Source organism: Labilibaculum sp. K2S, from assembly GCF_030372765.1.
Lineage (GTDB): Bacteria > Bacteroidota > Bacteroidia > Bacteroidales > Marinifilaceae > Labilibaculum.
In genome coordinates this window covers 197,587-219,634 of sequence record NZ_JAUCMW010000005.1, presented here as the reverse complement: position 1 = coordinate 219,634, position 22,048 = coordinate 197,587, and the positions used below count along the sequence as shown (strand labels likewise).

Here is a 22,048-nt window from a genome sequence, read left to right as displayed (position 1 = left end):
AAAGACTTTATCATGGCTCATTTCATCTTTAAAAAACCTCTTACCTCAAGCCATTTGAAACAAGCTTCCGGCCAGGTAGATTCGGTATCGTTTGACCGGCCAAGTCCATAACCATGTCCACCTGATTCATAAAGATGAAGTTCGCAAGGAATTTTAAACTTATGCATGGCCAACGTGTAGTCAATACTATTCTGTACCGGAACAGCATAATCATCTATTGATTGAACCAAAAAGGCCGGAGGTGTTTCACTGCTGACCTGCAACTCATTTGAAAAATGGTCTACCTTTTCAGAAGATGGATTTACACCAAGCAAATTCATTCTTGATCCCCAATGGGTTACGCCCTCTTTCATTGATATAACAGGATAAATCAACAAGGAAAAATTGGGTCGGGCACTGGTTGAATCAATAGGTTGATACACCTTTTCATTGAAATGAGTGGAAAGAGTGGATGCTAAATGACCTCCCGCGGAGAAGCCCATAATACCAATTTTATCCGGATTGATTCCCCACTCTTTTGCATGACGCCTGACGATACGGATGGCTCTTTGCCCATCCTGCATTGGTCCAATGGACTTATTTTCCATGATTAAACTGTCAGGCAATCGGTATTTCAACACGAAAGCAGTTATCCCTAAACTATTCAACCATTTGGCAACTTGATCCCCTTCGTGGGAAATGGCTAGCCCCCAATAACCACCACCCGGGCAAATGATTACGGCTGTACCTGTTGCCTTTTCAGCAGGAGCAGGATACATGTCGAGGGTAGGATCGGTGACAAACCTCATCTTAATCCAATTATCGGCAGAATCAACTGTCTGCTTAAAACTGCTATTGTAAATGGCACCCGGTACTTTACCATTCCAAAGATCAATAACTTTATTTTGACCTGTAAGATTACCGAAAGTGGTGATTAAAGCTATTAACGCTAATATTGTATATTTGACATATAAAATTCTCATTTTCTTTTATAATATTCGTTCATAATATACCACGCCTTCTTCTTTTCTCCTTTATCGGATAATAAGCCCTTTCGGTTGAACCCTTTCTGATTCACCGGATGCATTCGTCCTAAAGATTTATAATCGAATAAAATCCAGGGACAAACTCCGCATAAATTAGGAATCGTACCAAACATTTCTACTTGATTCTTATAAATCTGTTCCTGGTATTCTTCGGACCAAGAAGAGGCTTCGTCAGTTGGAACATCTTTGTTTCCATATAATGCCTCGCCTCCAAATTCAGAGATAAATACTGGTTTATCAGGGAAATTAACTTTCCATTTCACTTCCGAAGGTTTTCCTTGCCAAGGAATATACCAACCTATATATTGGTTAATGGCAATTAAATCTGAATAGTTATACAGAGTGTCCCAAACATTGAATGAGTTATTAGTATAGCCTTGTGTATTTATAACATGAGACACTAATCTGGTCGAATCTATTGCTTTGCAAATTTTAGTCAAATTAATAAGTGCTTTATTCCTGTTTGGAGTACTCGAATAAGTTTCGTTCGAAAGACTCCAGATAGCAACTCCACAACGGTTTTTATCTCTGCGAATCATCTCTCTCAACATTGTCTCCATTTTTTTAGGAACCAGACTATCCGCAAATTGAATATTCTGATAGATGGGAAGTTCGCTCCATATCATTAATCCCATTTTTTCTGCTTCCTTTATCATGTATTCGTTATGTGGATAGTGTGCCAATCGAACAAGGTTGCAGCCCAATTCTTTTGCTGAATTCAGTAATAGTTTGGCATCGTCCAATGAATAGGCTCTGGCTTTTTTCATTGGGTTTTCTTCGTGGATATTTACACCTTTCAGAAAAATTGGCTTTCTATTCAACAAGACCTTATCCCCCTGTACATCAAGGGTTCGGAAGCCTATTTCGTCCACAATCGTATCGGTTTCACTTTCAACAATTACATTGTAAAGCTTAGGGCTTTCTGGCGACCAGAGTTTGAAACGCGACGAAAATTCTACTCTAGCAAAACCACTGTTATTGGTTTGGCTTTTATAAACGATATTTAGTTCGGGTATTTTTACTTTAATCTTTTGCTCAGCTTGCCCACCATTGAGTTGAATCCAGCCCAGCACATCATTTAGGCTACCTTTTTCTAATTGTATAAAATAGTCTTCAATGTATGTATTGGCTGTTTCAATAATACTAACATCACGTGTGATACCTCCATAATTTAACCAGTCATAACCATAACCCGGAAGTCCATTCTCTAAACGGCGGTTATCTACATTTACGATTAATGAATTACTGCCGTCTTTAACTTTACCTGTAATCTCGAATTGAAAAGGAGTGAAACCACCTTCGTGGCTTCCGAGTTTTTCACCATTCAAATACACATCTGCGATATAATTAACAGCACCAAAATAAAGGAAAAGTCGCTTATCTTTCTTTTGGGCAACATTGAACAGTTTTCTGTACCAAACAGAGCCTTCATAAAAAGAGAGTTCGCACATCTGCGAATTGAAGTCGCCCGGCACATTCAATTCCGGTGCACCGTCAAATGAATATTCAAAAAAGTCGGTCTTCTTCTGTAATTTTGGTTCTATCCAAAATTTTTTCCATCCCCCAACATTTCCCTGATCTACCATCACATTCCATTTCCCATTCAAACTTATCAAATGCCGGGATTGATCATTAACCATGGCCGTTTGGGCATGTGAACTTCCTGCCATATTCAATAACCAAAACAGAACAATAACCGAACCCCTAAATAAATTATCTTTAAAAACATTCATTTCACATCGTATTTATTTAATTTTACCTGCTACCTTTAAGTTTCATATCACATAAACCTGTGTATAGTATAAAGCACTACAAGCAAAACACCATCAAACCTACATTAATCTAAATTTCCGGGTTTGTACATAAACTTATCAAAATCAGCATAAGCTTTAGTATTTTTACTTTGGGATGTGGCATATAATCCAATATAAACTCCCGTGAAACCGCCATTGGTTTCAGAACTCAGATACCATACGTTTATCTTGTTTAAAAAATTAAATTTTTCACCATCCAGAGAATAATAAAACGAATAAAAGTCCTTATCTCCTTTCACTTTCAAATAGATTTTATCATCTGATATTTCCTTCTCGTAAGCGATGTGGTTCAGCACTCCCATATGATAACGTACTACCAGTTTACGTTTGCCTTTTTCCGATTTTTTTAAAAAGATGTCATAATGCGCTTGACTCGTGTACAGAATTGTCATTCCTGCTTCGTCACCTTCCTTCGCATCATTTAAGGACAGAACAGTGGTAGCCGAAAAATCAATATGCTCCTGTCTGCGTCCTACAAAAGTAGGGGAATCATTATCATCCAAAGAAACCGGGCTGGCTTTCAACCTCAAAGAACCTTTCTTCTCTGTAAGAGAATAATTCTTCATATATGGATTTCGAAGATAGTTCCAATCAACACCTAACTTTGCTTCATCAAAATCGGTAGAGAGATCATGTTGCTTTACAGGTTGTAAAGGTAAAGTAGGTACCTTCATATCTATACTAACAGTACCGTTACCATTGATCACAGGCCAAGCATTTGCATCCCATCTTACCGGAGCTAAAAATGTTTCACGCCCCAATACGTGATGTAGTAAGCTTTGTGGACGAAAGCCCAAGAATACTATCCACCACGAACCGTCATGAGCCTGAATAAAATCGCCATGCCCTGTACCTTGAATTGGATTGCTTTGTGCATTTTCATTTATATGGGTAAAAATCGGATTGGCAGGATTCGAATTATAAGGTCCATAGATATTTTTGCTACGTGCAATCGTCATTTTATGTCCATATTCGGTACCTCCTTCAGAAATGAGTAAATAATACCATCCGTCTTTTTTATAAATATGCGGTGCTTCCGGATAACGTCCTCCTGTACCATTCCATACAATTCTGCCTTCAGTAAATTTTTTTCCTGTTTTAATATCTATTTCAGAAATGGTGATGCCTTTGCCATTTGATATAAAGTAACATTTTCCATCTTCAAAATACAATGTTGGATCAATACCTCCCTGTTCTACAAAAATAGGTTCAGACCATTCCCCTGCAGGATTATCTGTATATACATAAAAATTTCCACTAGATACATTTGTAGTAACCATATAAAAAAGCCCCTTATGATAACGAAGTGTCGGTGCATAAATACCCGCAGAAGGTGGACATTTATCTAATTTTAATTGGGAAGGACGAGTCAGACAGTGTCCAATCTTTTCCCAGTTTATCAAATCTTTACTATGAAAGACCGGAACCCCTGGGAAATATTCAAAACTACTAGTTACCAAATAAAAATCATCACCCACCCTACACACACTTGGATCTGGATGAAAACCAGAAATAACAGGATTTTTATATCCTTGAGCATTTGAGTAGTGAGAAAAACCTAAAATGCAAACTAAAAGAAAAATTATTTTTTTCATATTGTTTTTTTAATCAATTATAATGTTCTATTTCAAAAGAAAGTTAACTGTACCTTTGATATCGGTTGCCGAAGCTCCAATCATAATTTTGAAATGACCCGGTTCTGCAATCCATTCCTTTTTTTTGTCATTATAATAAGAAAGATCCTTTTTTGTTAAAGTAAAACTTACCGTTTTTTCCTCTCCCGGCTGTAAAGAAATTTTCTCAAATCCTTTTAGTTCTTTAACTGGGCGTGGCAAACTTGACTTTTCATCATTAACATACAGTTGAACTACTTCCTTTCCCGCAACTTTTCCTGTATTTTTTACTGGAATTGTCACAACTAATGAATCGGCTGTTGTAATTGATTTTGAAGAAACTGTAGGTTTTCCATATTGAAATGTTGTATAACTCAATCCATATCCGAATGGGAAAAGGACTGGAATATTTTTAGTATCGTACCAACGGTATCCTACTAAAATATCTTCTTTGTAATACACGTTGACACTGTCGCCTGGATAACAGAGTTTATCAAAGGCATGTGCCCCAACATCTTCAAGTTTTTTAGGAAATGAAATAGGGAGTTTCCCTGAAGGGTTTACGTCGCCAGAAATAATATCTGCCAAAGCATTTCCGGCCTCAGAGCCAAGATACCATCCTTGCACAACAGCTGGTACTTTATCTAACCAAGGCATCAAAACCGCATTTCCGCTTAATAAAACTACGGCAACATTTTTATTGACTTTCTGTATGGCTTCAATTAATTTGTCTTGTCCGAATGGCAAACTAAGAGATTTACGGTCACCACTTTCACAATCCTGAAAATAATTTTTATTCAACCCACCAACAAAAAGTACCACATCGGCCTGACGGGCAACCTCAACTGCTGCGTTTTGCAATGAGTCTATATTTAATTTAGAGGGTTCTTCTGCTCCATATAGCGACCGACCTGAAGCATATCCCATGCTGTAAACAATATGATTTTCACCGTATTTACTCCTTAATCCCTGTAATGGTGAAACTTCATAAGCAGCTTTCAGCGACGTGGAACCTCCACCAACAATCAGACTACGTGTAGCATTTTCGCCTATCACAGCAATCCTTGTGTATTTACCTTTAGGAATGGGTAAAAACTGTTTGTTATTTTTTAGAAGGACAATACCTTCATCTGCTATTTTTCGAGCCACTAAATTATGTTCAGGTGATACAAACCGACCGAAAGGACGATTGGCACACATGGTAGTGCGAAAAATCATCCGCAGGATTCGGCCCGCTTTATCATCAAGTTTCGACATCTCGTATTTCCCCGATTTAATTCCGTTCAAGAACGGATCGGCCAAATAATAGCTAGAAAAAGGGAAATGACCTTGTGTTGTCAATCCATTGGTATATGTACCCATCTCAATATCAAGTCCACCATTAACAGCTTCATCGGTACTGTGTACACCGCCCCAGTCACTGACCACCACGCCATCAAACTTCCAATCATTTTTCAGGATTTTATTCAATAAGAAGTCGCTGTGACAGCAATGCTCACCCCGTATTTTGTTATATGCGCCCATGATTGACCACACTTTCCCTTCCTGAACGGCAGCTTTAAAGGCCGGAAGATAAATCTCGTGCAACGCCCGGTCACTAACATTCACATTAATTTCGCCACGGGAAATTTCCTGATTGTTCAATGCAAAGTGCTTTACGCACGCAGCAACTCCATTAGACTGTACACCCTGAATGTATGGAACCACCATGCGTGAAGCCAAAAAAGGATCTTCACCCATATATTCAAAATTCCGACCATTGAGTGGTGTACGATAAATATTGACTCCTGGTCCTAACAACATGGTTTTGTTTCGGTATCGGGCTTCTTCTCCAATAGATTTACCGTAAAGCAATGATATCTCGGGATTGAATGTTGCCGCAAGACAGGTTAATGCAGGAAAAGCGGTGCAAGAGTCATTAGTCCATTGTGCCCCACTCCATTCATCCCATAATTTCTCATCGCTCACACCATGCGACCCATCGGCAGACCATACATCTGGAATTCCCAGACGGGGAACTCCTTTTGAACTGAATTTTGACTGAGCATGGCAAAGTGCCACTTTTTCTTCTAATGTCATTCGTGACAAAGCATCCTTTATACGAGCTTCTATAGGTTTATTTACATCTAAATAGACAGGCCCTTGTGCCCATCCGTGAACAGACAACAGCGTAAATAGTAATACTAAAACGCTAATTTTTCTTTTTTCCATGATATTGTATTCTTTTCTTTCTATTTCTCAAACTACTATTCCGTTTATTTATGACAAAATAGATAGCTGAGTTAGTGTCTTTCAATTAACTTTATTCGCAGACTGTTTTTATTTCATCTCATAAGTAGTCACTTTATAAACTGCAGGAGTTTGAACCTCTGTAGTCTTAGCAGACTCTTGTACTGGCTGGTCTGGCCCTGGCTGAGGAGGAACAATTTGTCCGTCTACAGTTTGTGCAACTATGGCTTTACGTCCTGTTACCAGCACACAGTCATGCTGCCAAGTTTCATCACCATTAAGCATACGGAAAGGCACCCATTTTTCTCCTTCAAACTTTCCATCAAACACATGTCCTAAGCGAATCTTTCTTGATGGATCTTTCTTTCCAAATGTTATTCTTGCTGTAATACCTGCTATTATATATTCATCCGGAGCAGTTTGAATAACCAAACCATATCCTGTAGTATTCCATTTATCATATTCCACATACACTTTATCGTCTCCAAATGTTAGTGTGTCTCTGGTACTTTCTTTTGTGCGCATAAAACCCCGCATTTTACCAGTACCTTGATATTTTTTAATATAGGGCATTAATTCATTTATTACAGAAATTGCTTGACGATAAGGTAAATTGGTATAAGCATCTTCGATTCCAAATGGAGAAAAACACATCGCATCATGTTCTGCGTATGCATAAAAAGCACGAGCCTGATCTATAGTACTTTCGGGAATGAAAATTGGATTATCTGCACGATGATACATTGACAATACTTCTTTAAAGGTAGGTACGTAAATATCAGGCGCACAGAAATCGATATCAGATGCAGCGGCTTTGTAAACATCCATTGCTCTGGATACAGGTCCTCCGTTTGGATATGTACCAGGCAAATCAGTTGGATTTTGAACCAACCAGGCATTTACAAACATTGGAAGATTTAGCTCTTTTTTACCTAAGCGACATATTTCATTTATATACGAAGCATATTGCCAAGTCATAAAAAAGTTTTGTGCACTTTTCATGTTATCAGCAAATACTTCAGACCATGTGCCTTTAGTTTTGCTTCCATTTTTTTGCCAAACAGATTTCATTTCTGGGCTCAAATTATTCGTGTTTTTTTGCAAATACCGAATTAAGGTTTCCGGAACAGGAGACTTAAATAAGTCAAGTGCTTGTTTATTGTAGTCCATATCCTGGAATGCTCCAACCTCGTTTTCAGGCTGCATCATTACAACAGTATGGTCTTTGTCAACTTCCTTAATTCGTTTCATTAATTGCACATAAGCCTTGGCATCTGCCATCTGCGCTTCCTTGCAAAAAGAGGAGATTACTTCGCCAGTGCTCCCATCGCTTTGCTTTAATTTAAAAAAACGTTTTGAATCCTTTTTTACCCAAAGTGGCGTATAAGTGGAAAGTCCATTTTTCCAGCTGGCAAACCATAAAATACAAAGTTTCAGATTATTTTCGCGAGCTTGGGATATAATCCCATCAATAAGTGTATAATCAAATTTACCCTCCCGTGGTTCGAACTGTTCCCATGCAATAGATGCTATCACTGTATTAAGTCCCATTTCTTTTAATTTTGGAAAAATGGGTGCTAAATAAGTTAAGTTGGAAGATGAAGAATTATGCAACTCTCCTGCAACCATCACAAATGGCTTACCATCAACATACAATCTGGTTATATTTCCCTCTTTTTTCAATTGTGGTAATTCCTGAGCTTTTAAATTGTTGAATAGTATGGCTGTAAAAAATAAGGAAGTAAGTAGAAGTAATTTCTTCATAAAATAAATCTTTCTAAATGATTTCAACAAAATTTACGACTTGTTGAATGCTTGATTTGTAATGGAATTGGGTTGTTGCCAACATCTCAATTCTTCTGATTAATCAGTTATTCCCTAACTCAAGAGCCGGGGAATAACCGATTTTATTCATTATTCTGTAATTACATCTACTTCGGCATATCCAGCAACGTCATCACCATACGTATTTTTCAATGCACGCAACTTAATGTAACGAGCTTTTACTGGTGCAAAAGATTTGATTTGCATCAAGGGATTGTTTTTGATGTTTGAAAATTCGCCTTCACTTACCAATTTCCAGTTTATATTATTGGTCGAAACAAAGAACTGATAGGTAGTTATGATACCCGAACTCCATTTATTCTGATCGGGCAAGTATTTGAAACCACAAACACTATTATTACTGCCAAGGTCAATCACTAGATCAATTGGCATTTTCAGGTCTCTCTGATGCCAAACACTGGATGGATCTCCGTCAAGTAGTGCTGTAGCTTTATCATCGCTTATCCCTACCAATTTCCAGTTATTCTTTGAAATACCGAATTTTTCCTCACCTACAGGGCTGCTTTTACGCAAAGTCGGATCGTAGGATATCGCTTTTACAACCACTTTCCCATCTGCTGCAAAAGGACCTGTATATTTAATTGAATTTGCAGTTGGTTCACTACCATCTAATGTATAATAAAAGATGGGACCAATATCATTTGTGTTAATAGACACTTTACCTGATTGATTTCGGACAATAGCAGGTGCATTTAGGAAAACCGGTGCATCATAAATTCCAATACTAGAAATGATAGGACTGCATTTTGAGTCGATAACATTGAAACGTACCTGAGTTGCATTCACTGCCGGGAAACGAAGAATACGTTTGTAACCGATAGTAGTTGCTCTCGCTATTTCTTTCCAGTTTCCGTCCACTAGAGCTTCAACTGAGAAAGCCTTCACACGTTGTCCTAAACGAATGTATTCCTGTACCAGAAAACGATTAAACAAGGTTGGTTTGCCCAGATCAATGGTCAATGAAGCTATGTTCACGCTATCATCAGTCGCCCAATAAGTGTCTTTATCATCATCGATTGCTTTTGCTGCACCAAAATCTTTCTCGTTCCCGCGAATATTAGACGCTTCAGCCTTTGCTTTTTGAGCCAAGTTGACAGCAAAAGATTCCTTCACCGCCTGGCCAAATTCAATTGCATTCTTTTCGTCGGTTGGGTGAATTAAACCGTTTGGCATAATAGGGAAGTTAAGCAACAAGGTGCCGTTACGCCCGATAGAGTGATAGTAAAGATCCATCAATTGAGGAACGGTCTTTACTTTGTTATCTTCGTTCGGATGGTAAAACCACTCCGGACGGATAGACGTATTTACTTCGGCAAGAACCCAGGCATTACCGGTTTCGAGACCAAAATGTAAATTGTTCCATGGAACATCACCCGTTGCGTTCAAGAGACTCCAGTTGGTTTCGCCCACAGAACCTTCTTCGGTACCTACCCAACGAAGGTCGCCACGATCACCGCCATCGTTCCAAATCACACAGTTGGGCTGTAACTTATGAATTAGCGCATACGTATTCTTCCAATCGTAATAAGTTGTACGGTCAATTTTACGAGTTTCGTTAGCTCCACCGTAGTAACCGTCTCCACCATTAGCTCCATCAAACCACACTTCGAAAATTTCACCATAATTGGTAAGAAGCTCTGTCAACTGGTTTCTGAAATAGGTAATATATTCAGGTTTTCCGTAATCTGCACTGTTTCTATCCCATGGTGACAAATAGATGCCCAATTTCAAACCATACTCTTTACAAGCATCGGCCATTTCGCGGATCATATCGCCGTTGCCATCTTTCCATGGTGCATTTTTCACCGAATACTCTGTGTATTTTGAAGGCCATAAGCAAAAACCACAGTGATGCTTTGCTGTAATAATTACACCTTTCAGCCCTGCTTCCTTGCAAATACGAGCCCATTGGCGACAATCCGATTTCTCTGGATTAAAAAGATTAACATCTTCATTTCCAAACCCCCAAGACTGATCTGTGTACGTATTGAGTGAAAAATGTACAAAAGCATAGCTTTCCATTTCCTGCACTCTCATTTGGTTCTCTGATGGTGTTGGGCCGCATGCTGCAGGTACCTTCGTTTTTACGCATGATGTTGCTGTTAAAACAAAGGTGAATATGACACCCAAAAAGAATTTGTCCCGCATAATATCTTAGTTTGTTTAATATTAAATAATGTTTAATACTCTTTGTAAAAGACCTTAGGTGAAAACCACAGTGGAGCTTTGCCGTAAGGATAACAACATACAGTTATAATTATTTTTCAGTGCTAATGATAATTGCAAAGCCACCACCATTAGCCATATTAACTGTTAGCTTTTCGCCATTTGCAACTTTCACTATTTCGCGTTTATAGTCGGTGGCATCTTTCGCCGCGTTAATTCCATCTTTAAAAATTTCGGCGGAGTAGGTTCCCTCGCCCAGAAAAGACAAGTCTATCGTCATGTCTCTTGCCGTCCAATTAGTTAAACCACCTACAAACCATTTATCATTCTTTCGCCTGGCAATAGCAACGTATTCTCCAACTTTTCCATCCAGAGCTATAGTTTCATCAAAAGTGGTAGGAATCTGAGAAATAAAGTTGGTACTTTCCTGCTCTTTCAGATATGCTGTAGGACTATCAGCCATCATTTGCAACGGCGCTTCAAAAATAACATACATGCCCAATTGATGACATCTTGTTCCCTGACTCATCGGCATGGAATTACTTGGACGAAAGTCTGCTCTTGTGGCATTACGCATTGCCCCCGGTGTATAATCCATAGGTCCGGCTAGCATTCTGATAAAGGGGATACTGGTTTCATAGCGTGGCATATCATCATCGGGTGTCCATTTGGCGTTCTCTAGTCCTTTAACCCCTTCAAAATTAACAACATTCGGGTAGGTTCGCTGTATACCGGTGGGTTTATACATACCGTGGAAATCAATAAATAGTTTATATGATGCTGCTTTCTTTGCAATGTCATAAATTGATTTTACCATTTTTTGGTCATCACGATCAATGAAATCGATTTTAAAGCCCTTCACTCCCATTTCTGAATAGTGAGAAAAAGCATTATCCATAACCTGATTTATAGCATACCAGGAGGCCCAAAGAATGATACCGACATTTTTCTGTTTTCCATAGCTGATGAGTTCTTCAATGTTCATACTCGGCGAAATTTTCAGCATATCGGTATCTTCACTCCAGCCTTCATCCAACACTACATACTCAATATGGTTTTGGGAAGCAAAATCAATATAATATTTATAGGTTTCCGTATTAATACCGGCTTTAAAATCAACCTTTGATATATTCCAGTCATTCCACCAATCCCAAGCTACTTTTCCAGGTTTTATCCAGCTTACATCAGCAATTTGCGAAGGTGTAGAAAGCTTTTGAACCATATCATTATTCAACAGATCTTTATCGCTCTCACTTATTATAATTGCTCTCCATGGGAAATCACGGGTACCGCTTGTTTTTGCGATATAAGATTCCCTTTTCGCCACCATAAAGTTCATTTTATTATAACCACCCAAACGTTCTTCCTTCGGGAAATGGGCAAATACACCCTTCAAGCCTGGCTGTGATTGATTATTCCGAGTTAAGTACATGCCTGGATAATCCACCAATTCGGCCTCCACAATAGCCGCTTTTTTTCCATTTCCTAAATCGATAAGAAGCGGAGAAATAGCCAGTGAATCTTTTACAAATTTTGATAGCGGAATGTCATCATACATAGCTTCGAAAGCAGATGAATACATATCGTTTTCCCTTAGATCCCGCACATAGGGAACAAAGGCTTTATGATCTGTACTGAAGTTAAAATTGGCTTCCTCTGATTCAACAATGATTTGTCCCTTCTTACTGGTGAAAAAACGGTAAGCTACACCATCGTTATAGGCTCTTAAAATCAAACCGAAATCACCCTTAAAGTTTACTATAACCTGATTGTACTCATCAATCACCGATTTCTTTTTATAAAAGGGTGTGGCAAAAGAGCTGTTTACTTTTGAGTTTTTAGAACTAATAATTTTTACATTATTTCCTAGAACGCCCCCGCTACCAAGTGTCAATGAAATAGTGGAAGGAGCAATAACTTCTGTATTTTCATGTTTTACAGACCATGAAAGTTTCGCACCACTTTCCAAAGCCATGTCAATTTTCCCGTTGGGAGACTTTACATGGATTACCTCAGCAATACCAACACTTGTTGATAGAAACATAAGAACGGCTAGGTATAAGAATAATCTATTCATATGATACATGGTATATTAAAAATACTATTTAATCGTTTTGATAATTATTACTGTTTCTGCTAACCCGGGCGAGGCAACCATTAGTTTAATATCGCCGACATCATGTGTGCTCTTTATCACAACTAAAGCACGGCCCTTCCATGCTTTACGTGAATCTCCCACATATTGGTCGCAATCTTTGATGTTTGCATTATCTACTCCCGCAATTACACCGGGTCCATCAATTTTGAAATTCAAACGATTTGCTGCATTCGGTTGGATTATTCCATCCTTATCAGTTATTTCAACAGTTATGTATGATAAGTCCTGTCCATTGGCCAGTATCTCTTTTCGGTCGGCTGTAAGTTTTATTTTTGCAGCATCACCCGAAGTTTGCAGAATGGTTGATTCCATTTCCTTATCATTTTCAACCCCAACTGCTTTAAGCTGTCCAGATGAATAAGGAACTGAAAATATTGCTTTAAACTGCTGATCGCGGGTCGTTGCCTGTTCACCAACCAATTTGTTGTTCAAGTATAACCTAACTTTTGGATATTTGGAATAAACTTCAACATCGATATTCCGACCTTCAAAACCCGGCCATGTCCAACTTTCCCACGTTGGCCATACCGACCACCAGGTTGTTTTGATTTCCAAAGGTTCCGGTTCAGGCTCACGAACTGCCATGTAGAGTTTTTCGTTGTTGTTGTACAACATGCTCCGGTAATGCGAAATCGGTTTTCTCCAACCAATCAAATCAATATCGCCACAATAGGCAGCATGAATGGGAAACATATCGTTATCCCAGTTTTCGCCAGGTGTTTCACCAGAATAATAAGTTCTACCAAGACCTGCTTCGCCGAGATAATCTATTGCTGTCCAAACAAAATCGCCAATAACGTAATTATTTTCTTGCACCAATTTCCAATTATTAAAAGCATTTTTCGGGTAGGATTCGGTGTGAACTATGATACGTGAAGGGACTCTTTTATGATCATCCGGTGCACTCCACAGGTTGTAATTATATCCCGCAACATCATGTACTGCCATAAGTGTATCAAATTTTGACCAATCCTTACCATTATTCACAATGGCGGATGTTATGGGGCGGATGTTATCCATTTTCTTTATCGCATTTAAGAGCATTTTGGAAGTTTCAATGGCAGAATGATCACCTCTTTCAGGTATTTCGTTACCTATACTCCACATGAAAATGGATGGATGATTGCGATCGCGCAATACCATAGCATCCAAATCGCGTTGCCACCATAGGTTGAAATACTTTGAATAATCGTTATTGTTTTTTCCTACTTTCCAGCAATCGAAAGATTCGTCCATTACCAACAAACCTAATCTATCGCAAGCATCCAGAAATGCTTCGGAAGGTGGATTGTGCGAAGTCCTGACAGCATTGAATCCACCTGCTTTAAGTAATTCGACTTTACGTTCTTCGGCACGGTCAAAAGCAGCAGAGCCTATGCAACCATTTTCGTGATGAACGCAACCGCCGTTTATTTTCACTGTTTTTCCATTCAATTGAAATCCGTTTTCGGCAGTAAATTTTATGGAACGGATACCAAAATCGGTTTTGGTATCATCAAGCACTTTTTTATCTTTTAATACTTGAATCTGAGCCTGATATAAATTGGGGGTTTCAGGCGTCCAAAGCAAAGGATTTGATATGTTTATGGTTTGACTGATTTCCTTTTCGCTATTGGCAGGAATCTCAATTTGTACCTGACCTTTTCCTGCATTTTTAGAACTTTTATTCCAAAGAATAGTTTTAACAAGAATACTCTGTATTGATGAAGTTTCGTTTTTCACCATCACTTTCACCAGTACGGTTGCCTTTTTGGTAGACACTACTGGAGTAGAAATGGCTGCACCCCAATGTGCTACATGCACCGGATTGGTTACCATCATCCAAACATGGCGATAGATTCCGGAACCACTGTACCAACGGCTATTTACCTGCTGTGAGTTGTCTACACGCACAGCAATAATGTTCTCTTTTCCGAAATTCAGATAAGATGTAAGGTCGTAGCTGAACGATGTGTAGCCATAAGGATGAATACCCAGCGATTTACCATTGATAAAGACTTCGGAATTCATATAAACACCTTCAAAATAAATAGCTATTTTCTCAGTTTTCCACGCATCGGGTGCCTGAAAGGTTTTCCGATACCAGCCAATACCCGCAGGAAAATATCCTCCAGCTCCTTTTATCGGATTTTTTGGATTTACTTTTCCTTCGATGCTCCAATCGTGAGGTAAATCGAGTTTACGCCAGCTATCATCATTGAAATCATTTGTTATGGCTTCAGAAGCATCGCCTAAAAAGAATTTCCAATTATAGTCGAATAATTGTTTTCTCGCCACGCCATTTTGTGAATAGCCTGAAATAGAGCTTATAAATAGTATGATTACCCATACTATTTGTTTTGCAAAATAATTTTCTTTGTATGAATTTAAGCTATACATTTTGTTACGTTTATATTTATTTCATCATTAATTTTCGCACTTCCAATTTACCTTCATTTACAACACTAATAAAAAGTTCCTTATTTGTAAATGCTTAGATCAAGAGTGGTTTAATTCATAAAAGAACCCTTGAATGTTTCCCTTTCCAAAGTGTAGCCAAAGAATAACTAATCAGATTAGCTGAATTTTAATATTTCAGATTAACAATTCATTTGTTTGCAGGATTAGAACATGCCTTTTGCAAAGGAGATTTTGAACCCAAAATAGCCGAAACTGAACCAATCGAATCAGTCAGAGTTACATTATCAAAATACAAATCAATATTACCTGTGGCTCCGTAAGTACCAACATTTATACCAAAATAAATAGTATCTGAACTAAGGGATGTAGGAATTTTAAAATACTGGCTTGACGCAGCACACGATGTCTCAACAAGACCATCGAATCCTTTACCATTACATGCTTGCTTCGAGTCGAAGTTAGCAACATTAGCTTCAGAAATATCCTGACCAGTTACAGGTTTTTGATCTGTCCACGCAATACCAATCCAACCATCGACTAAAGTCGTAGATACATCCTTCATTGCAGCCGAAAATTTATATGCACGTCCTCTTTTGACAACAACTTTCTGATACACAAACACCTGCGAAGAACTTCCAGCTGCCGGACATTTAAGCTCCAAAAATTTATTTGCCCCACCCTGAGGGCCGGTTCCATCGGTGCCAAATGCTGCGTTGATTGCTCCGTTCACATCGCATTGTGTGACCATCCAAGAGCCTTGTGTTTCACAATCGCTGTTTTGCAACAAATTAACACCTGGCTGACCTGTACCAACTGTAATCTGTGCTTGTCCAAAACTATCGGAATCATCTTTGGCTGTTGCCGTTACAGTAACCAAGCCATCTTTATTTGCAATTAGTAAACCAGTATTGCTTATTGATGCTATAGTTGCATCACTTACACTCCAGGTTACTGTACTATCGGTAGCAGTTGTTGGTGTTACAACCGCTGACATTTGCAAAGCACCTCCAACATCCTGAATACTAGTCAATCCGTCCTGCCCCATCACGTTGATACTACTTACTTTCGTATATTCCGTTGAAGCTGTTGGAACACCGTTTACATCGATAACTACAACCGAGTTATTTGCATTCGGAACCTTAACCGGCACAGAAATACGGATATATCCAATACTATCTTTATAGCTCAATAATGTTGTTGTGTCATTCAACAAGTAAATTTTGTTGATTGTATTTGTTAGTGATGGTACTTTTAACAATCCGTTTGCAGGCCACGAAAAAACATGGGTATATAGTTTTCCAGCTTTCTTTGTGTACAAACCCCATGTAGGTTCCAACGCAAAAGGGCTACGGGTTGCTCCATATATACTGCTGCTATATATTTTCATCCAATCGCCGATGGCGTTTAAATCTGCAATTGATTGCTCTGTGACCGAACCATCACCTTTTGGTCCAATATTCAACAAATAGTTTCCATCTCGCGATACCACCTGAACCAATTGCTGAATTAAAGCTTTGGGTGTTTTATAATTATTATCACCAGAATTATAGCCCCAAGTGTCATTCATAGTCTGGCATGTTTCCCAAGGTCGGCTTTCTGGGGCGGCAGGCACTACACCTTCAGGACACGTCCAATCGCCCAATCCGGCTCCTCTGAAAACCCGTTCGTTTACCAATAGATTTGGATCAAGTTCTGTTAGGTAATTATACAAATCTTCACCATCAGCCTTAGTCCACCACGAAGCTAGTGTTGCTGCACCCCAATTATAAGTCCAGTCACCATCGAACCACATTATTGCCGGATGGTATTTGTCTATTAGTTCTTTCAACTGCGCTTTCATATCGGCAATATAAGCGGTTCGTGCTTCAAAGCTTTTCATTGTAGTAGAATAGAAGCCTGTCTGCGAAGAGTGATTCCAATCTAATATTGAATAATACAAACAAAACTTAACTCCCACTGCATCGCAAGAATCTTTGAGTTCTTTCAGAATGTCTCTTTTTTTGAAAGCCGTAAAACCGGGCAGGTCATAATCTTTTTTTCCTGTAACATCTTTAAAACTGGCTACCTGAGTGTCCCACATACAAAACCCCTCGTGGTGTTTAGCAGTAATTACCAAATATTTCATACCTGCTTTTTGTGCCAACCGCGCAATTGTACCTGCATTGAAATTTGTTGGGTTAAACTTTGCCGAAACATTGGTTTGATAAGTTGATTTTGTCCAACCATTTGGCATATCCCATTCGCCCTTAGCTAAATAGGAATATGAGCCAAAATGTATAAACATACCAAAACGGGATTCATACCACCAGTTCATTTTGGCTGGAATGGAGTATTGGGACACTACTTTTTGAGCAGAAAAAAAAAGTGTGACAAACAATGCTACAAATAAATAAAAATGAGATTTCTTCATGAATGCAATATTATAATTAAGAGTTATATTGTACCTGAACTATACTAATTTTGAGTTTTTGTATTATCACTTAGCTTTAAAATATAGACTTCTTTCGACAAGTGAGGGTCGGAACTGATACGCTTTACAAAGTCAATATCATTTTTACTTGTTTTTTTGTATTCATTTTCATTATTTTTAGATTTTCAGAGTTTTTCTACAGCCTGTATATTGGTGTGAACCAGCACAATTCAATATCATTTTATTCTTGAATTATTTTAAATACGATTGCAATATTATTCGGAATAATCTTTGGTTTTATAATTACCAGAGAATCTGAATCTTGTTTCCAAGTAATCTTTTCAGTACTTCCGAGCACTTCGACATTTTTGACTTTGCCAGTTTTGTTCTTTTTACCAAGTAATTTCAAACTTACATCACCTGTTGGAACTCCCAATATGGTAGCATAAAGAGTATTGCCTTTTTGGTTGTAACGAACATCTTTGTCTGAGAATTTTACTTTCCCTGCATTAAATTCATCTTTTTCAAAAGGATTTACGTTATCTATAGCAGGTCCTTCGCCAAATATTTTCCACGGACGTGTATCAAAAATGCTTTCTTTATTGATGTCCATCCATGCCGCAACATCCTCAAGAATTGCGATTTCTTTTTCATCAATAGTACCATCGCCACGAACAGGAACACTAAGTAACAGGTTGCCATTTTTACTGACAATATCGACCAACATGTGAATAACAGTAGTTGCAGATTTATACTCCCCCTTTTCATATAATTCCCTTTTATAATGCCAGCTCCCAATACAACTACAGGTTTGCCAGGCAAGGTTTTGTGCTTTATCAGGAACACCACTTTCCACATCCCATACTATGCACTTTTTTTGCTCATCGGTAAGTTTCTTCCCAAAGATCACAGCTTCCAATTTACCATTGTGGGTGACCATATTATGGTTGTAATAATGGGCTGCAAGCTTCAACCCTGCATCACTAATGGGATATAGAGGAAGTGCTGTATCATCAAAATAAATCAAATCAGGATTAAATTTATTGATGAGATCCATGGTACGATTGTAAAATTTATCGCAATATGACTGCGAAGGTATAGAGCATCCATTGCTCCATTCCCAGTTAAATGCTGTACTTAGCGGATGATTTTGTGCATACAACTCTTGCGGATCAAGACCATCCCACCATGTTCCTTTGCCATCGTCTTTTGTAAGGTTTCCATCGTAAGAAACTCCTTTGAATTTGCCAATGGTATCCGCTTTTTGAGCCGGTTCATAAAACATCCATGCATGAGATGCGTGTACGCTCAATCCGAATGGAAGACCCTGATTTTTTGCCGCTGCTGCCCAACCTGCAATAATATCTTTTTGAGGTCCTACACGAACTGAATTCCATTCCTGATATTTACTGTTCCATAAATCGAGGTTATCGTGGTGATTAGCCATGGCAAAGAAATATTGGGCCCCCACTCGTTTGTAGAGGGCTACAAGCTTTTCAGGATCCCAATTTTGGGCTTTCCAATCGTGTATCACTTCTTTAAAACCCACTTTAGAAGGATGACCGTAATTTTGCACATGCCATTTGTAGTAATCGGAGCCTTCTTCGTACATGCCGCGCGCATACCAGTCGCCTTCTTCGGGCTGGCATTGTGGTCCCCAATGAGCCCATATACCAAACTTGGCATTACAAAACCAATCCGGAACTTTGTATTGAGATAAGGATTGCCAGGTTGCTTCAAATTTACCGGAGGCAATGGGTTCTTTTTCTGTGTTGACCACTATAGTTTTATTATCCTGGGCTGACGTTAAAAAAGATAGCAGGACTAAACAAATACTTAAGATAGTTGAGCGCATGACTTTATTGAATTATTATAATGATATTAGTTTATTATACGTTTTCTTTGCGTTGTTCTATTCTCGATTTTCAATTCTTAATATCAATCTTATTTACTCCATCTTTCAATTGCTTTTGAACGCCATTCCAAATGAAAACCCCACCTAAATTAGCTGGTAAATCCACTTCTCCACGAAGGCTATTTTTATCTTTTTGCAACTTAACATGAATAGCTCCCAGCTTATGTGGCATGGTGGCATCGATATTTTTCAAATTTCCAAACTTAGGTTCTATCCTTACGGTTTTAAAACCTGATGAGGCAGGTTTAATACCACTTACCAAAGATAAGAAGTAATAAACCGGCGAGGCACTCCATGCATGACAATCGGAACGTGCTGGATCGGGTGTCTCGGCAAAAGTAGTTAAACCGGTATCCACCATTTTTTCCCAAGGAGTTAAAGATGCTGTAAATTGGTCGGCCTGCCCGGCTTTCTCAAGTGCTTCGATCAAGTAAAATTTGAAATACAAAGTACATTGTGCCAAATCTTTGTCGTTGAGAAGATCACTAACTAGTTTAGCTTTATCCGTTGTTTTGGGAAATGTATTGGTTAAAATAGCCAAAACATTAGCATGTTGACTAAATGTGTTTTTTTCAGGCGAATCAGCAATTAATCCTTTATTCGAATCGAAGCATGTTGAAAAAACAGCTTTCTTAATCTTATCCGCCAAATTTCTATATTCAACAGCCATGTCATGCATTTTGTAAGCATCGAAAACTTCTGTTGCTTTTTCCAATGTGTATACATATTGTAAACTGAGTATAGACGAATTGCCGGTATGCGCAGCAGGCGGATTACCATTATCCCAACCTTTTGAATAGGTCCAATCTACAAAATCCCACCACTCAACAGCACCTAACATACCACTTGAGTCAATGCGGTTTCTAAACCAGTTGAGTGTTTCCTGCATGCCGGGAATCATTGATTTCACAAAAGTAGAATCGTCATTTAGCATCCAATAATCATAAACCATTGTAACCCAAACCAGCGAAAAGGTTGGAATAATTTGGGTTTGGTTACTTGGGAACCGGCTTTGTGTTATGCCAATTGGCAATTGTGAATCGTGTAAAACGGAAATTGCATTTTTAGTCAAGCGTGAATCTCCTGAAACATAAGTCGATACCAATGCCTGAATCCGGGCATCGCCAATGTATTGAAGTTGCTCGTAATATGGGCAATCAAAAAAAGTTTCGTTCGCACATAAGCGTTGGGTACGCCAGCCAACATTCCAAATTTCACTAAACTGAGGATTATCACAAGAAAACGATGCCTTTTCTTCGAAAGGGTATGCTGAAAAAATACTATAGAAATCATTCAAAACAAGCGGTTCATCTTTCGTTTGAATCTCCATTTCAATGTATCTGAAGGTCCGCCACCACAACGTTTGGAATATCCGGTTGTTTGACCCGTCACAAATTATAAGATCGGAGTTGCCGTATATTTGTTTGTTTTCAATGTTATTACGGTTACCCTTATTTCCAATACTATCAAATAAGCTTTCTGCATAAGTAAGTTTTATTGTGCTTTTCCATCCTTTCGAGAAATTTAGTACAGGATATGCAGTTGTCAATACATTTTGGTCAATAAGCAATTTTACTTTCGAATTTACTGCAATAGTGATAGGTGTTTTGCCCATCAGGAAACTTTCCGGAATGTTGGTAATATCAGAACGGCGAACTTTAAAAAAACGCTGTTCCTTTTCTTCCATGAAAGGTATTTGTCTTTGCGAAAGCAAATGGATTGAAGGCTCTCCCCATTCACCCATACAACCAAGAGGTTTACCGTTTTCCACCAGCTGAGCTTGTTTCCACCCTGTTGCATTAAATTCATTATCCATCCAGTCCCACCGATGCTTTTCACAATTGAACTCCTCGCCGGCTCCGGCAGCATAATATTGTTTTAAATTTACCGGAAGAGGCTTATAGGCAATATCTTTAAATACAACCCAACTGTTATCTGAGTTAATAATATTCTCTTCTTTCGTATTTCCCTGAATGATAAATCCTGTTTGCCCCGAAATCTGAGCTAAAGGACGATGCCATGCAAAATTCCATACTATTGAAGAAATAATATTTTTTCCAGAATGAAGATAAGATGAAATATCTATACTTTCGAAATTCCATTTGAACAAATGACTTCTGGCAGGGCCGTTACAAACGCATACACCATTGATATATAGTTTGTAGCGATTGTCTGCCGATACATGAATAATAAATTTGTCAGGTACTGCATCAATTGAAATTTCTTTTCTGAATAAATAAACTCCATAATCCGTATTTGAATTATCGGGATATGAAATCCATTTTGCAGTCCAGGGTTTGCGTGGTAATTCAAGATTGACTTCTGTCACCTGTTGTGCCAAAAGTCCGGTACTAGTATGAGATACACTCTTTTTCTGTGCACTAATATTTAGTGACAGAAAAAAGAGAAGTATCATTATATTCACAAAAAGAGGACGAATTGGATTTTCTTTTTTCATGGAGATTTCTTTTTA

11 protein-coding genes are annotated in these 22,048 nt (G+C 38.4%); all 11 read right to left on the bottom strand.

Annotated features, from left to right (window positions below):
* Window positions 1-17: 17 nt before the first annotated feature.
* Entirely contained in the window at window positions 18-962 is a 945-nt protein-coding gene (locus QUH73_RS09205) for an alpha/beta hydrolase (protein ID WP_289530148.1), read from the bottom strand.
* Entirely contained in the window at window positions 959-2,758 is a 1,800-nt protein-coding gene (locus QUH73_RS09200; protein WP_289530147.1) for a glycoside hydrolase family 2 protein, read from the bottom strand. Before QUH73_RS09200 ends, QUH73_RS09205 begins: the two co-directional genes overlap by 4 nt.
* Before the next feature lie 104 nt (window positions 2,759-2,862).
* Window positions 2,863-4,434, bottom strand: a complete 1,572-nt coding sequence (locus QUH73_RS09195) for a glycoside hydrolase family 43 protein (RefSeq protein WP_289530146.1) — start codon at window positions 4,432-4,434, stop codon at window positions 2,863-2,865.
* A 27-nt stretch (window positions 4,435-4,461) separates the two neighbouring features.
* Window positions 4,462-6,663, bottom strand: a complete 2,202-nt coding sequence (locus tag QUH73_RS09190) for a glycoside hydrolase family 3 C-terminal domain-containing protein (RefSeq protein ID WP_289530145.1) — start codon at window positions 6,661-6,663, stop codon at window positions 4,462-4,464.
* 108 nt (window positions 6,664-6,771) lie between these two features.
* A complete protein-coding gene (locus QUH73_RS09185; protein WP_289530144.1) occupies window positions 6,772-8,445 on the bottom strand; it encodes a GH35 family beta-galactosidase in 1,674 nt (557 codons plus the stop codon).
* A gap of 150 nt (window positions 8,446-8,595) precedes the next feature.
* Window positions 8,596-10,674, bottom strand: a complete 2,079-nt coding sequence (locus tag QUH73_RS09180) for an alpha-L-fucosidase (protein WP_289530143.1) — start codon at window positions 10,672-10,674, stop codon at window positions 8,596-8,598.
* Window positions 10,675-10,783: 109 nt separating this feature from the next.
* Entirely contained in the window at window positions 10,784-12,769 is a 1,986-nt protein-coding gene (locus tag QUH73_RS09175; protein ID WP_289530142.1) for a glycoside hydrolase family 97 protein, read from the bottom strand.
* Window positions 12,770-12,793: 24 nt separating this feature from the next.
* Window positions 12,794-15,229: a sugar-binding domain-containing protein gene (locus QUH73_RS09170; protein ID WP_289530141.1), complete on the bottom strand. Its 2,436-nt coding sequence runs from the start codon at window positions 15,227-15,229 to the stop codon at window positions 12,794-12,796.
* Window positions 15,230-15,437: 208 nt separating this feature from the next.
* The gene (locus QUH73_RS09165) at window positions 15,438-17,660 is read right to left on the bottom strand and encodes an alpha-L-fucosidase (protein WP_289530140.1); all 2,223 of its coding nucleotides are present in this window, start codon (window positions 17,658-17,660) and stop codon (window positions 15,438-15,440) included.
* Between the two features lie 241 nt (window positions 17,661-17,901).
* The gene (locus QUH73_RS09160) at window positions 17,902-19,440 is read right to left on the bottom strand and encodes an alpha-L-fucosidase (RefSeq protein WP_289530139.1); all 1,539 of its coding nucleotides are present in this window, start codon (window positions 19,438-19,440) and stop codon (window positions 17,902-17,904) included.
* A gap of 145 nt (window positions 19,441-19,585) precedes the next feature.
* On the bottom strand, window positions 19,586-22,033 hold the full coding sequence (locus QUH73_RS09155; protein ID WP_289530138.1) for an alpha-L-rhamnosidase-related protein: 2,448 nt from the start codon (window positions 22,031-22,033) through the stop codon (window positions 19,586-19,588).
* Between the last annotated feature and the right edge of the window lie 15 nt (window positions 22,034-22,048).

Coding starts and splice junctions, on each gene's coding strand:
- QUH73_RS09190 (WP_289530145.1), bottom strand. CDS start 6,663: ATGGAAAAAAGAAAAATTAGCGTTTTAGTATTACTATTTACGCTGTTG.
- QUH73_RS09165 (WP_289530140.1), bottom strand. CDS start 17,660: ATGAAGAAATCTCATTTTTATTTATTTGTAGCATTGTTTGTCACACTT.
- QUH73_RS09205 (WP_289530148.1), bottom strand. CDS start 962: ATGAGAATTTTATATGTCAAATATACAATATTAGCGTTAATAGCTTTA.
- QUH73_RS09180 (WP_289530143.1), bottom strand. CDS start 10,674: ATGCGGGACAAATTCTTTTTGGGTGTCATATTCACCTTTGTTTTAACA.
- QUH73_RS09185 (WP_289530144.1), bottom strand. CDS start 8,445: ATGAAGAAATTACTTCTACTTACTTCCTTATTTTTTACAGCCATACTA.
- QUH73_RS09195 (WP_289530146.1), bottom strand. CDS start 4,434: ATGAAAAAAATAATTTTTCTTTTAGTTTGCATTTTAGGTTTTTCTCAC.
- QUH73_RS09170 (WP_289530141.1), bottom strand. CDS start 15,229: ATGTATAGCTTAAATTCATACAAAGAAAATTATTTTGCAAAACAAATA.
- QUH73_RS09200 (WP_289530147.1), bottom strand. CDS start 2,758: ATGAATGTTTTTAAAGATAATTTATTTAGGGGTTCGGTTATTGTTCTG.
- QUH73_RS09155 (WP_289530138.1), bottom strand. CDS start 22,033: ATGAAAAAAGAAAATCCAATTCGTCCTCTTTTTGTGAATATAATGATA.
- QUH73_RS09175 (WP_289530142.1), bottom strand. CDS start 12,769: ATGAATAGATTATTCTTATACCTAGCCGTTCTTATGTTTCTATCAACA.